The sequence below is a fragment of the Aureispira sp. CCB-QB1 genome (assembly GCF_000724545.1).
In the GTDB taxonomy this organism is placed as follows: domain Bacteria; phylum Bacteroidota; class Bacteroidia; order Chitinophagales; family Saprospiraceae; genus Aureispira.
This window is the reverse complement of record NZ_JHBV01000022.1, coordinates 1-13,478: the sequence shown is the minus strand read 5'-3', so window position 1 is coordinate 13,478 and position 13,478 is coordinate 1. Positions and strand designations below refer to the sequence as shown.

Here is a 13,478-nt window from a genome sequence, read left to right as displayed (position 1 = left end):
GTCATTAATTATCTTGTAGAATTAATTTCCCTGTGTATTGTTTTTGTTGTTGCGTATTCGTAAGTTGATAAAAATAGACGCCAGAAGGTAACGTTCCTTTGTGCAATAGATGTGTTGCTTTTTGGATAGGAGTAGAGCGGACAACTTTTCCTGTTACATCTAGCAGCCGCAACGACCAATTGTCCATCGCATCAAAGTTTTTAATTTGGAGGGTCGCAGTTTCTGTCAATGGATTTGGAAAGATTTGAATGGTCTGTTCTTCATTCGCAATCGTAGGAATATTTAGAAACGTCGAGCAGTTAACAGGAATGCCCCATGTTTCATTGCCCTTTTTGTAATAAACAGGCATGTTTTTTCGAGCAGGACTATTCACAAAAGGACCGCCAATGCCCTCAATCCAAATTTGGGGCCAAACGTCAAAGTAGAATGTCCAGCAGTTATTGAACGTATCATAATAAAAATAATTGAAAGTAACTTTTTGTCTTCGGAGACTTGCAAAATTTCTGACAGAGGTCACACTAAAACCAGAAGAATCTGGTGCAAGCTCATGGGTAAGTTGCCCCAAATTATTCACATCAGTGGATACAATAACTCTTTGTACAACAGTATCTGTTAAAAATGTAGTATCCTGTTTTCCTTGCATTGCATCGTTGTCAATCCTTGCAATGCAATCTTCATACGTATAGGTAATGGTATCTTGATTGGTTGACACTGTTTTGCTAAGTACGGTACGAATAGTTTTGTGCTTACCAAAAATCCAAGGAGTTGCTTGAGGACGATACTCACCAGTAGTATGAATTTCGTCACCAACATTAAAATTAAAAAAGTCGATGTGGGTTGGGTTGTTAATACCAATATTAGGCTGGGCGCTACTCCCTACCAACTGGTAAGGAATGGTATCATTAGGGAAGGTATGGAAATCAAAAAATTGCACCCAACCATTTTGCTTAGAAAATTGCAAAACTTTAGTATTCATCGGATGAACGATAATATTGTTGGCTGCATCTTTTACTTGCAAATGAATTGTTTTGATACTATCTAAATGGTTTAATATCGTGGCGGTATCAATACTAACTAAAGTCCCTTCTATATAGTCTCCATTTCCAAATTTATATATAGTCCAAGTATCGTTCAAAGGAGCTAAGCTTTTGATGACAATACTATCCAATTGCTTGTTAAAAAAAACATAATCCCCGTTATTAGAGGCAATTATTTGATGACCTACCCAAGATGAGTCGTTATGATCTGCAAGGCAGAGTGAGCTGGTAGGAGTTTCTTCTAATATTTTATGATTATAATAATATGTTTCTGCTCCTTGAGTGACCGAAGTGTCAATTCGTATAGAGCGAATTTCTTGATGATAATTGGGACTTCCTGTAGTGTGAGCATATAAAAAGTGCTGCTCGTTGGTCGGTAGAATGAGTTGGTAGTTTTGTGCGTAGGATATGGTTGCAAGGAGCACAAAACAGACCGATAGAAATTGTTTTTTCATTGTACTGTTTATTTAATTATTTAAGAATAAAAATCTTTCCAACTTTTGTAGATTGACGGTTGAATAAGCAGCAGGTTACCAAATGACAGTGTGCTGTGTACTGCTTTTAATCATAACAATATAGTAGATTAATAAATTAAATTAAAAGATTTAATAGGTTGGAAATTAATGTATAGTGGATGCAATGTGTAACTAAAATAGAGACATTAATTTAAAAAGCCAAGTATAGAAGTTAATACTCCGTTGATTTTTTAGTTTTCCTACGAACCCGTAGCGCTCACGAAGTAAACTAATACGATTTTTCAACGGAGTAATGAGAAGTAAGATTTATCTATGGATTTTAAGAGGTAATCAGTAGGCTATTTCCTCCTATTAATAAGCTAAAACTCTTTTGACAGAAAAAAGCAAGTATTTTGATAAGTAAAGGCAAATAAGTTGGTTGTAAATGAATTATATTTGAATCTATGGAAAAAACAATAATGAAAACAATCGAGTGCGAACAGATGCAAATTGCAGCATCAGTAGAAGCACTACTAGTAGAACCGCACACAATTTATTATCCTAGCAATGTCTTGATTTATTTGCAAGAAGGGCAAATGACCTTGGAACGGAATGAGGAAGTTTATATTATTGCCAAAGGCTCTTTTGCTTTAATTCGTAAGTATACTAATGGACAGTGTTTTAAGACTTGGGGCGAAGGGGAGTCCTGTGCTAGAATGATTGCTTTCGTTTTGCAAGATGAATTTCTACAAAAAGTCATACAAAACTTACCTGTTCAAAGCAATACTTTGGAACGTGTAGAGTGTGTTGTTCATTTGCCCTACAATACGTTGCTAAAAGGATTAATGGATTCAATATGGGCATATGTAGAAGGCAATTTGACATTAGATCGTCAAATGGTTGAGCTAAAAACAATGGAAGCGTTGATGGCTATTGCTCAATCACGCCCTGATTTGTTGACTGTTTTAAAAGAATACACAAGACCTGAACGAGCGGATTTAGAAAGTTTTATGCAGCACAATTTTATATACAACATACCACTCGAAAAACTTGCTAGAATGGCAGGGCGTAGTCTTTCTACGTTTAATAGAGAATTTAAGGCTATTTACCAACAATCTCCACACAAATGGATTAAGCAGCAACGTTTGGAAATGGCAAAGCGCTTGTTAATCCAAACCCAGAAGACTCCTTCAGATGTTTATTTGGAAGTGGGATTTGAAGATTTGGCACACTTTAGTCGTTCATTTAAGACGTATTTTGGAAAAAATCCTTCTGAGATAAAGAAAATGCTGTAAAGGTGCGTTGCAATGATTAGCCCAATAAGTTGGTAGATGCCTTGTCGGAGCATTATTGATAACTCCGTATATGTTTTGTTACAATAGCAAAAGCATATACGGAGTATTGTAAAAGGGGATGTTAGTGACGTTCAAAAAATACGTTTTCAAAAAGATTAGGCAAATTGAAAGATTATTTTTTATCGTTACTTAGCTCCATTTGCGAGCCGCCCACTTAGATTTTTGAGTGTTTTGTGTTGTTGTTGCTGTACTTTGTTGTTTATTAGAATTCATCAAGTACGCTGCTAATTTAGCTGCCAATTCTGCCTCTTTATCATCCTCTTGGACTAGTGCATTGGGATCAAAGTGTTTTTTGACAAAGTTAGTATCAAAATTACCAGAAACAAAAGCATCGTGTTGCAGTACATAGGTTCCAAATGGTAGTGTTGTTTCGCAGCCGTCAATATGATATTCTTCAATGGCGCGCAGCATTCTTTGGATAGCTTCTTGACGATCTTTGCCGTAGGTGATCAATTTGGAAATCATCGGGTCGTAATAAATAGGAATATCCATTCCTTCTTCAAAACCATCATCGACACGTACGCCTGTTCCTTTAGGAATTTTGTAAGTGCTTAAGTTTCCAATACTTGGCAAGAAGTTATTAACAGGATCTTCTGCATAAACACGAAGTTCGAGGGCATGACCTTGTATACTCAAATCTTCTTGTTGAATACTTAGCTTTTCGCCTCTTGCAATCAAAATTTGCTGTTTAACTAAATCAACACCTGAGATTAATTCCGTTACAGGATGTTCTACTTGCAAACGTGTATTCATTTCTAAGAAGTAGAACGTCTTATTATTTTCTAATAAAAATTCTACAGTTCCAGCACCAACATAATCACACAATTGAGCTACTCGTACGGCACAAGCACCCATCGCATCTCTTAATTCGGGTGTTAAAACGATAGAAGGAGCTTCTTCTACAACTTTTTGATGACGGCGTTGAATGGAGCACTCTCGCTCAAACAAATGAATGACATTGCCATGTGTATCGGCCAATACTTGTATTTCGATATGTCGAGGAGAGGTCACGTATTTTTCAATAAAAACAGAACCATCGCCAAATGCAGATTGCGCTTCAGAGATCGCACGTTCCATTTGCTCGTCTAGTTCTTCAACCTTTTCAACGACGCGCATTCCTTTTCCACCACCACCAGCAGAAGCTTTGATTAGAATAGGAAAGCCAATTTCTAGGGCAATTTTTTTTGCTAGTTCAGGATCTTCGATGGCTTCTTCTGTACCAGGAACCAATGGAATGTCATTTGCCTTCGCAGCTTCTTTCGCAGCTAATTTACTTCCCATCATCTCAATAGCATGAGGTTTGGGACCAATAAAAGTAATACCAGCATCTGTAACTTGTTTGGCAAAAGTAGCATTTTCGCTCAAAAAGCCATACCCTGGATGAATGCCTTCAACCCCTAGCTCTTTGGCAACAGCAATAATTTTTTCTCCCAATAAATAAGACTGGTTGGAGGCAGGAGGACCCAAACAAACGGCTTCATCAGCATAGCGAACATGGGGAGCATTTCTATCAGCTTCGGAATAAACAGCTACCGTTTTGATGCCCATTTCACGGCAAGTACGCATAACACGCATGGCAATTTCTCCTCTATTAGCAACCAGTATTTTTTTCATAGTCTTAATTATATATTTATGTTAGTGGAGGGATTTCTATCGTTTAAAATTAGCTTCAAAACAGAAGCTTTGCGAATTTACAAAAAAAATAGAAAAGGAAGTGTTTTTCTTGAAAAACAGGAATTACTTTTGTCTTGCTTGCAAGGTGTTTTTTATATGGACTTATAAGGTGTTGATGCTTGTAAGTTAGAATGTTATGTTGTTTTAGATAGAACTGTGCAGATGTTTTTGTATTTTATCCAAATATTTTTGATTGAGAATTGTTGTATTAGTAGTATGATTGAATTATGATTAATGGCAGCTGCTTAATAAAATAACTATGAAAATTACCTCTTATCTAATTCTACTGGCAAGTTGTACACTATCGTGTACGAATGTGGATACTCCAACTACTATTACAAATTTAGCTAACCAACCAATCGACACTTCAACCAAAGAAGTATTGTTAGTAGATAGTTTGCATCGGATAAAGTTGACTTTTGTGGGAGATATCATGGGACACGACAACCAAATTCGTGCGGCAGTTGGCGAGCCTTCTAAGATGAAGAGTAGGGATATGAGTGATTTTGATTATGAAACTTGTTTTAGGTATGTTAAACCTATTTTTGAGGAAGCAGACTTGATGATTGGAAACTTGGAACTTACTTTGAGCAACAAAGGGCGTTATACGGGGTATCCAATGTTTCGGTCGCCAGATATCTTAGCTGCGTACTTAAAAGATGCAGGTTTCGATTTGTTGACAACTTGTAACAATCATTCCAACGATGGATTTAAATACGGTTTAACACATACCATAGATGTTTTAGATTCTCTAGGAATCAAACATACAGGAACCTTCAAAAACCAAGCAGAGCGAGACTCTCTTTATCCTTTAATTGTAGAGAAAAAAGTGGATGGAACAACTTTTCGCTTGGCTTTTATTAATTATACTTATGCAACGAATGGGCTTAAAACCAAAGAGCCTTGTATTGTCAATATGATCGAGCAAAATCAAATTTATAAGGATATTGTACAAGCCAAAGCGGCAAAACCTGATATGATTATTGCCATTATGCATTGGGGAAAAGAATACAAATTAAACGAACATAGAAGTCAAGTTGAATATACGCAGTTTTTGTGGGAAAATGGGGTAGATGTTGTTATTGGGGCGCATCCTCATGTCATACAACCAATTAAGACAGATACTATTTGGCAAGAAGATTCTTCTACTTTTCGAGAAGTATTGGTTACCTACTCTTTAGGAAATTTTATCTCTAATCAATACCGAACAAATACGGATATTGGTCTTATCTTTGAATTAGAATTAGTAAAAAATAGCCAAACAAACCAAACTACAATTGGAGCGCATGATTATATTTTAGCTTGGCGCTATATACAAGGACGTTATAATATGGATTTAAGAGAAGGCTTTGACTGGACGTATGCAGTATTGCCTGTGACAGCATTTGAAGATAGTCCTCAAGTCTACTTTGATATAACAACAAGTCAAGTACAAGCGATGCGATCTGTAGCTAAGCGCATGCGTACCCACTTAGGCAAATGGCAGAGTAAAGAACGCAAGGTTGCTCTAAAAGATTTGGGCTCTATAAAGTCTTTGAAAAAAGTAGATGCAACGCCAAAAACAATTCAATAACATGAATCGAATACTGATATGGACAACAATCATTAGCATTACTATTTGTATTGCCATAAAGGAATATGTAGCTTATAAAAGTTTTGATATTGAAGCACATTTATTGGCTTATGGCAATGCTAAACATACGATTCATAAGAGGCGGCTAGATTTTGAAAAAGAATGGAAATCTCACCCACAACGTCTACCAACGCTTCAAAAAATGGCTAAAAACTATTTGTATACTACTTTAACAGATAGCGTTTTTTCTTATTGGTATGGTACAACTTGGGATTTTAACGGTACAACAGAGAAGCCCCGAAAAGGTAAAATTGCTTGCGGCTATTTTGTAACCACAACACTTGAACATTGTGGTTTTACACTACCACGAGTAAAATTAGCTCAGCAAGCTGCTTCTATCATTATCAGAACCCTATGTCCGAAGAAAAGTATTCAAGCATTTAATCAATTAAACAAACTAAAGGCTTATTTGGATACACAACCTAGCGGTATTTATATCGTAGGATTAGACACACATGTTGGCTATTTGTGGAATACTAAAAACAACCTTTACTTTGTACATGCTAGTTATTCTGGTAATAAACAAGTCCGTAAAGAACTTTGGAATGAATCCATTGTGTTAGGAAAATCAAAGTTATTCGTTGTTGGAAACTTATTGGATAACATTGAATTGATGAACCATTGGATTAAAGGAACTCCTATTGCAATGAAAGAATAGATTAGAATAAGCATTTAAAAAAGAGAATGAATTATCGGAATAACGTTAAGTCGCCAGAATATCGAATAACGGCGCCATCAATAAACTCTACCTCAACCATATAAACATAAACTCCTGTTTGCAACTTTTGACCTCTAAAAGTGCCGTCCCATCCAAAATTTTTCCAATGACTAGGGATATTTTCTTTGTTACAAACTAAATCCCCCCATCGATCAAAAATCAAATAACGTTTGATCATTGCCACATCATTGCCACTGTAAACATCATGGATGTCGTTCTGCCCATCATTATTAGGAGAAAATGCATTGGGGATAAATAAATCTCGATCTTTTTCAACAACCACTAAAAAAGAATCCCTAGCAATACATCCCGCTTGTGTTGTTACTAAAACACTATAATACTTACGATCATCGACTGGTTGTATGGTTGTTTTACGACAAGAAGGACAAGTTATGTCTCCTGTATTAACAGACCAATCATAGGTATAATAATCAAAAAAACTAAGTTTTGCTTCTATGTCTAAGGTGGCACCCAATTCAATGGTAGTATCTCGTCCAGCATCAACAACTAATAAATCGGGTTCTTGGACAACAACAGGACTATATTCAGTTCTACAGCCAGCAGCATCTTGTAGGTATAATTTGTACGTAGTTCCAGCAGGAACCGCAAAGCTATCAACCGAACTAAAGTTGATGCCATCCATAGAATAGGTATATCCAGGACGACCGCCCTGTCCAATAATACGAATACGTCCGTCAGAGTATCCAAAGCAACTAACATCTTGAACATCGTAGTTGACTCGAAGAATAGGTGGTTCCGTCAAACTAGTTTGGATGGTTTTAGTACAGCCATTAGCATCTGTTACAGTGAGTTGATAGTTGCCCGCTCTTAAATTGGTGGCAATAGAATCCGACTGGAAGGTTGACCATTGATACTGATAAGCATAGGTACCCCCTGATACAATAGGAATTAAAGCACCATTGGGATTTCCCGTACAACTAACTTCTACACTATCGAGTACAATTTGAAGTGAATCAGGTGCGGTTAGCGTAAAATTGACAGGTGCCCATGTCCTACAGCGATTGGCATCCCATACGGTATCTAAGGTATAGGTACCCTCAGGCAGGTTATTTAATTGTGCTCCTGTAGCATTATGATTCCAAATATAAGAATAAGGGGCTAAGCCGTTTTGTGCCACTACTTGGATACTACCATCAGCATAACCAAAGCAACTTGGATGAACAATCCCTGACGCAACAGGATCTAATTGTAAAACCAATTCTTGAACTTGATAACTAATTATGGTATCACAACCTTGATTATCTTGAAGTGTCAAATTGTACGTTCCGTTTGATAGGTTATTATAAGATGTATTGGTGCTAAATCCTGTATTATCCCAATTATAAAGATAGGGAGCACCATTTGACCCATTGCTATTAAGTACTAAAATGGCACCATCTGTTCCTCCATCACAGGTAGGACGAACGATGCTATCTGTCAATTCCCAAGGCGGTGGTCCTCCAATGATCAGTGTTTCTTCTGCTGTACAAATACCATTCGAAATACTAACCATATAGTTTCCAACTAACAAATTATTGATTGTATTTCCTGTATTACCAGTAGACCAACTGTAAGAATAAGGCGTTAGGTGGGTGGTAGTTGGAGTAATAGTTGCTACACCATCTGGATTATCTCGACACAAAACATCTGTAGTGGCGGTGGTATATTGTAAAGCATTGACTGTTTGGCAGCATGAATCGACATTTAACAAAACAACATGTGTCACTAGACAGCCCTCTGTCGTTTCTACAGATAAAACAGCCGATTTTTGACCTGGAGTATTATAGGTCACGTTATGAGGACCTTGTGTATTGGCAGTTGCAGGGCTTGCACCAGTTCCAAATGTCCAAGACCAATTGGCAATATTTCCAAAGGCAAAACTAGAATTATCTGTAAAGGTCCATGTCTCACTAGCACAATTTGTACTAGGAGCAGAGATATTAAAATCAGCAGTAGGTCCCTGAAAGGTTGCTGTTCCACCAAAATCCATTTGAAAACCATTGCCTGTGGAGGTGAAATTATTAATCAGTAAGGCATAACTCCTTCCTGCCACTAAATTGGCAGGAGATAGCCAATTGTCTTGTCCTTGCGAGCAACCAGGTTGTTCATTGGTGTCGTTTGAAGTGGCTCTTAGTCCTGTAGGACCATGACAAGGGGTGGGGTAGTTGGCAACAGCCTCACCAGCAGCCATACAGCGAAGTACCGTTTTTCCTACACAGTTGTTAATTCCATTGGGCAGTTCGTAAAGAACAAAATCCAAATCATCAGAGGCATTATTAGGAGTCAACGTAAATGTCAGAGAGCCACTTTGGTCACAGGTCCACTTAAACCAAGTAGAATTGGATTCAGAATTTCCTCCTAAACCTCCCAGACAACTATTGGATGCTTCATCAGGATCTAAGCCAGCTCCTACAACGCTTTGAACAACAAAGGAAGATTTATCACAAAGAACAGATGCAGAATTACAATCAGAGCCTGGTAGGGCAGGACCATTATAGTTTTGAGCACAAATCTGGAATGTTCCAGTACTACCCAAGTTTCCTTTTATACGCAAAAAGTAAGTTTGCCCAATGACCAATGCCCCTTTGTACAAGTCGACAATGTTATTTCCAGCAGAAGCATTTTGACATTGCAAGTGTGATAAGGTGCCACCACTACTCGTACAAGTGCCTGTATAAAGAGCAATTTGAGGACGCAATAGTGTGCCTCCTGGTGTTGGTGCTTGACTCCCGTTTACGGTAATATTGATATCAGTTCCTACCGCTACAAAACTAAACCAAACATCTCCATTATTATTACTAAAACACGGGGAAGTAGGAAAATTGGATGCTGTTGCTCCTACATTGGTGTAAGCGGCAACTGGAGAACACCAATTGCTACTAATAGGTAAAGGAGTCGCATTGTGACAATCGTCATTGCTAGGCTGGGCAAAAGATACGAGATAAAGACAACTGCAAAATAAAAGGAAGATTAAACGAAGAAACATACCGAATAAACTATTGATATTTGGAAAATTGGATTGATGTTTTGGATAAATGCACAAAATAAGTGCTAATACCAATGGAACGATTATAAAGCTCAAAAAGATTGCCACATTGCAATAATTTTATATTTACATATAAAACCGTTTTAATTTAGCCTTCCCCTACCTTTGTAAGTCATTAATTGACAAATAAAAACAACTTATAGTCTAAAAGACAATGGGTAGTAGATGATTTTTAGTTTTTAATGTGTTTTATTTTGATAATTAAGTGGTTAGGGCTTGGTTTGTTAAATGAAAAAGAACACCACTTGATGTTTTTCTTTGAAAAACTAAAAAATTAGCAATTTACTATACCTTAAAACGATAATAAAACCTATTTTGGGGGAAATTTCTATCCAATGAAAGCAAATAAGAAAGGCAAAGAGCTGAAACATGATTTTTCTTAAATAAGTGGAACCTGAAAAATAAAGGAGATAACTTTTCTCAACGATTACTTAAAATATAGGAATTATAACCAACTTAATTAATAGTTCTTTTACCTTTAAACCTTTAATACAGAGTGAAAAGAATGGGTTTGTTTAAACTATTTAGCCTGTTTTTTACAACTTTTCTAATAAACAATAACCCACGGTGTCGTTTAATGCTAAGTCATATAAGTTTTACGCAGTATAGGGTGTAAAGCATTGTAAATGATAAAGTAGCCAACACAGTGGACTATTATAAATAAAATAACCATTAAAGATTAAAATTAGAAACAATATGGCAAATCGAATGTCTGCTATTGAAGCAAAGTATGAAGCGCAAAAAATAGCATTTGCACCTATCTTTTTTCACGCAACAGTATGTCTTAAGGAACTAAATATTTTAGACGTTATAGCTAAAGCTAGAGTAGGACTTACTTTAGAAGAAATTGCAGAACAAACAGGATTGTCACATTATGGCGTAAAAGTTCTTTTAGAGGCTGGTTTGTGCATTAATATTGTTGAGCAAGACGAGGAAAAAAAATATAGATTGACAACTGTTGGACGCTTTATCCGTTCGGATCGAATGACAGAGGTTAATATGAATTTTGCTAAAGATGTTTGTTATGCAGGTTTGGAGCATTTAAAAGAGTCTATTGTAGAAGGAAAACCTGCTGGCCTAAAAGTCTTTGGTGATTGGCCAACAGTATACGAAGGTTTGTCTCAATTGCCAGATCAAGTCAAAAAATCTTGGTTTGAGTTTGATCATTTTTATTCTGATGATGCTTTTCCTTATGCTTTAGACCTTGTATTTAAAGAGCCTGTGCACAATTTATTTGATATTGGAGGCAATACAGGAAAATGGGCAAGAGCTTGTTGCGAATATAACGATCAAGTCAACATAAAAATGTTAGACTTACCTGGACAGCTAAATGTAGCGAAGGAAACAAATGCCAAAGAGCCTTATTCGGATCGAATTAGCTATTTTGAAATCAATCTATTAGATGAAGAACAAGCGATTCCAAAAGGTGCAGATACGGTATGGATGAGTCAGTTTTTAGATTGTTTTAGTTCGGATGAAATTTTATCTATTTTAAAACGAGTACATGATGCTGTAGACGAAAATGCTTTTGTTTACATTTTAGAGCCATTTTGGAATAACCAACGATTCCCTGCAAGTGAATTCTGTTTGGTAGGAACATCTCTTTACTTTACTTGTATTGCTAATGGAAATAGTAAAATGTATCATTCAGAAGAGATGAAAAAAATGTCTGTAGATACAGGATTTGAAGTAGTGGATACATTTGAACTCATAGGGGATTCTTATCATACTTTGTTAAAACTTAAGAAAAGAAGTTAAGTAACTTAAGGGAAGGTTAAGAGTTATTTTCTATGGGCAATATAGAGCAAAGAAAATAATTCTTAATTTTTTAATTAAAATCTTATATTTGTCGAAAATTTAGTGCATACGGAGGACTAATTCTTAAAAGTACTAAATTTTATAATAAACAATCCTTTTTACTAACCAGTGATAGCCATAAGGCTATGCTATATAGAACACAAGGTTTATGAATTTTGAATTAACCGAAGAGCATTTAGCAGTAAAAGAGGCTGCTCGTGATTTTGCACAACAAGAACTATTACCTGGCGTTATTGAGCGCGATTCTAAAATGATTCACGCTACTGAGCAACTCAAAAAAATGGGGGAACTTGGCTTTTTGGGGATGATGGTTGACCCTAAGTATGGGGGAGGAGGAATGGATGCACTTTCTTATGTGTTGGCTATGGAAGAAATTTCTAAAGTAGATAACTCCTGTTCTGTTTGTATGTCTGTTAACAACTCATTGGTTTGTTGGGGATTAGAGGAGTATGGAACGGAAGAACAAAAACAAAAGTATTTGACAAAATTAGCCACTGGTGAATGGATTGGTGCTTTTTGTTTATCTGAACCAGAAGCGGGCTCTGATGCTACCTCTCAACGTACAACAGCGATTGATATGGGCGACCATTATGTTTTGAATGGTACCAAAAATTGGATTACAAATGGAGGAACATCTAGAGTACACTTAGTAATTGCACAAACGGATGTAGAGAAAGGACACAGAGGAATTAATGCTTTTATTGTTGAAACAGATTGGGATGGTGTTGTAATTGGAGCTAAAGAAGATAAGCTAGGAATCCGTTCTTCAGATACGCACACTATCATGTACAATGATGTTAAAGTTCCTAAAGAAAATCGTATTGGAGCAGATGGCTTTGGATTTAAATTTGCTATGAAAACGCTTTCTGGTGGTCGTATAGGGATTGCTGCACAAGCGTTAGGAATTGCAGGAGGTGCTTATGAATTAGCTTCTGCTTATGCCAAAGAGCGCAGTGCTTTTGGAAAGCCAATTATTAAGCATCAAGGTGTTAGCTTTAAGTTGGCTACTATGGCAACTGAAATAGAAGCTGCTAAAATGTTGGTATATCGTGCTGCTTGGTTAAAAGACCAACACATGGAATACGACTTAGCAGGTTCTCAAGCTAAACTATATGCTTCTGAGGTAGCTATGCGCACAACAGTTGAGGCTGTACAGGTGCATGGAGGATATGGTTTTGTAAAAGAATATCACGTAGAGCGTTTGATGCGTGATGCTAAAATTACACAAATCTATGAAGGTACTTCGGAAGTTCAACGCATCGTTATTGGGCGATTCAACGAAAAAGGACAGTTATATGTGCCTGTTGTAAATTTGCATAAAGTCGAGTAGTTTGATAGAGTAATCTATTAACTTAGAATAAATCATAAAATGTTATGCTCATAGAGTGTAGCATTTTTTTTGTCCAATTGAAAATGGATTTATGGTATTTAACAAAATCAAAATATAGAAATTAAAGAACTAAGTAATAGTGATCTTATGAGCGTAGCGAACGATCAGGTAATAGAATTGTAGGAGTCAACGAATTGTTATTATTGATCACTATGAGATAAAAAAAAGCCACTAGAGATTTTATTTTCTAGTGGCTGATTTTTTATAATAATATTAATGATTATTACCTGAGAAGGGTGATATTCCCTTTCACTTGCTCTGTATGTCCATCTTTAAACAAGACATCAGCATACCAAGTATATGTTCCAGAAGGAGCTGGACGACCACGATAGATTCCATTCCATCCTTGTTC

General features: G+C 36.5%; 8 protein-coding genes. 5 read left to right on the top strand and 3 right to left on the bottom strand.

All coding sequences use genetic code 11. The features are described from left to right. Positions 1–4: 4 nt before the first annotated feature. Positions 5–1,492, bottom strand: a complete 1,488-nt coding sequence (locus tag CG11_RS10170; RefSeq protein ID WP_052595771.1) for a T9SS type A sorting domain-containing protein — start codon at positions 1,490–1,492, stop codon at positions 5–7. A 479-nt stretch (positions 1,493–1,971) separates the two neighbouring features. Between CG11_RS10170 and CG11_RS10165 the strand changes: the two genes are divergently transcribed. After that, complete coding sequence (locus tag CG11_RS10165) at positions 1,972–2,787, top strand: AraC family transcriptional regulator (protein WP_197043821.1); 816 nt, start codon at positions 1,972–1,974, stop codon at positions 2,785–2,787. A gap of 189 nt (positions 2,788–2,976) precedes the next feature. Here CG11_RS10165 and accC read toward each other — a convergent pair whose 3' ends face one another. Beyond that, complete coding sequence (accC, locus tag CG11_RS10160) at positions 2,977–4,461, bottom strand: acetyl-CoA carboxylase biotin carboxylase subunit (protein WP_052595767.1); 1,485 nt, start codon at positions 4,459–4,461, stop codon at positions 2,977–2,979. A 319-nt stretch (positions 4,462–4,780) separates the two neighbouring features. On the opposite strand from accC, the gene CG11_RS10155 reads away from it, so the two are divergent. Together CG11_RS10155 and CG11_RS10150 are read left to right on the top strand one after the other, a co-directional pair. Then, complete coding sequence (locus tag CG11_RS10155) at positions 4,781–6,094, top strand: CapA family protein (RefSeq protein ID WP_052595765.1); 1,314 nt, start codon at positions 4,781–4,783, stop codon at positions 6,092–6,094. A gap of 1 nt (position 6,095) precedes the next feature. Continuing rightward, the gene (locus CG11_RS10150; RefSeq protein ID WP_156039727.1) at positions 6,096–6,812 is read left to right on the top strand and encodes a hypothetical protein; all 717 of its coding nucleotides are present in this window, start codon (positions 6,096–6,098) and stop codon (positions 6,810–6,812) included. Between the two features lie 31 nt (positions 6,813–6,843). Here CG11_RS10150 and CG11_RS10145 read toward each other — a convergent pair whose 3' ends face one another. Beyond that, on the bottom strand, positions 6,844–9,858 hold the full coding sequence (locus tag CG11_RS10145; RefSeq protein WP_156039726.1) for a gliding motility-associated C-terminal domain-containing protein: 3,015 nt from the start codon (positions 9,856–9,858) through the stop codon (positions 6,844–6,846). Positions 9,859–10,614: 756 nt separating this feature from the next. Here CG11_RS10145 and CG11_RS10140 point away from each other — a divergent pair. Both CG11_RS10140 and CG11_RS10135 read left to right on the top strand, forming a co-directional pair. Beyond that, positions 10,615–11,676 (top strand): methyltransferase, encoded by a 1,062-nt coding sequence (locus CG11_RS10140; RefSeq protein ID WP_052595760.1) that lies wholly within the window; start codon positions 10,615–10,617, stop codon positions 11,674–11,676. A gap of 208 nt (positions 11,677–11,884) precedes the next feature. After that, entirely contained in the window at positions 11,885–13,066 is a 1,182-nt protein-coding gene (locus CG11_RS10135; protein ID WP_052595758.1) for an acyl-CoA dehydrogenase family protein, read from the top strand. Positions 13,067–13,478: the final 412 nt, after the last annotated feature.

What these genes read in the sequence shown, in the direction of transcription:
- CG11_RS10150 (WP_156039727.1), top strand. Translation starts at nt 6,096, where the DNA reads ATGAATCGAATACTGATATGGACAACAATCATTAGCATTACTATTTGT.
- CG11_RS10165 (WP_197043821.1), top strand. Translation starts at nt 1,972, where the DNA reads ATGAAAACAATCGAGTGCGAACAGATGCAAATTGCAGCATCAGTAGAA.
- CG11_RS10155 (WP_052595765.1), top strand. Translation starts at nt 4,781, where the DNA reads ATGAAAATTACCTCTTATCTAATTCTACTGGCAAGTTGTACACTATCG.
- CG11_RS10135 (WP_052595758.1), top strand. Translation starts at nt 11,885, where the DNA reads ATGAATTTTGAATTAACCGAAGAGCATTTAGCAGTAAAAGAGGCTGCT.
- accC (WP_052595767.1), bottom strand. Translation starts at nt 4,461, where the DNA reads ATGAAAAAAATACTGGTTGCTAATAGAGGAGAAATTGCCATGCGTGTT.
- CG11_RS10145 (WP_156039726.1), bottom strand. Translation starts at nt 9,858, where the DNA reads ATGTTTCTTCGTTTAATCTTCCTTTTATTTTGCAGTTGTCTTTATCTC.
- CG11_RS10140 (WP_052595760.1), top strand. Translation starts at nt 10,615, where the DNA reads ATGGCAAATCGAATGTCTGCTATTGAAGCAAAGTATGAAGCGCAAAAA.
- CG11_RS10170 (WP_052595771.1), bottom strand. Translation starts at nt 1,492, where the DNA reads ATGAAAAAACAATTTCTATCGGTCTGTTTTGTGCTCCTTGCAACCATA.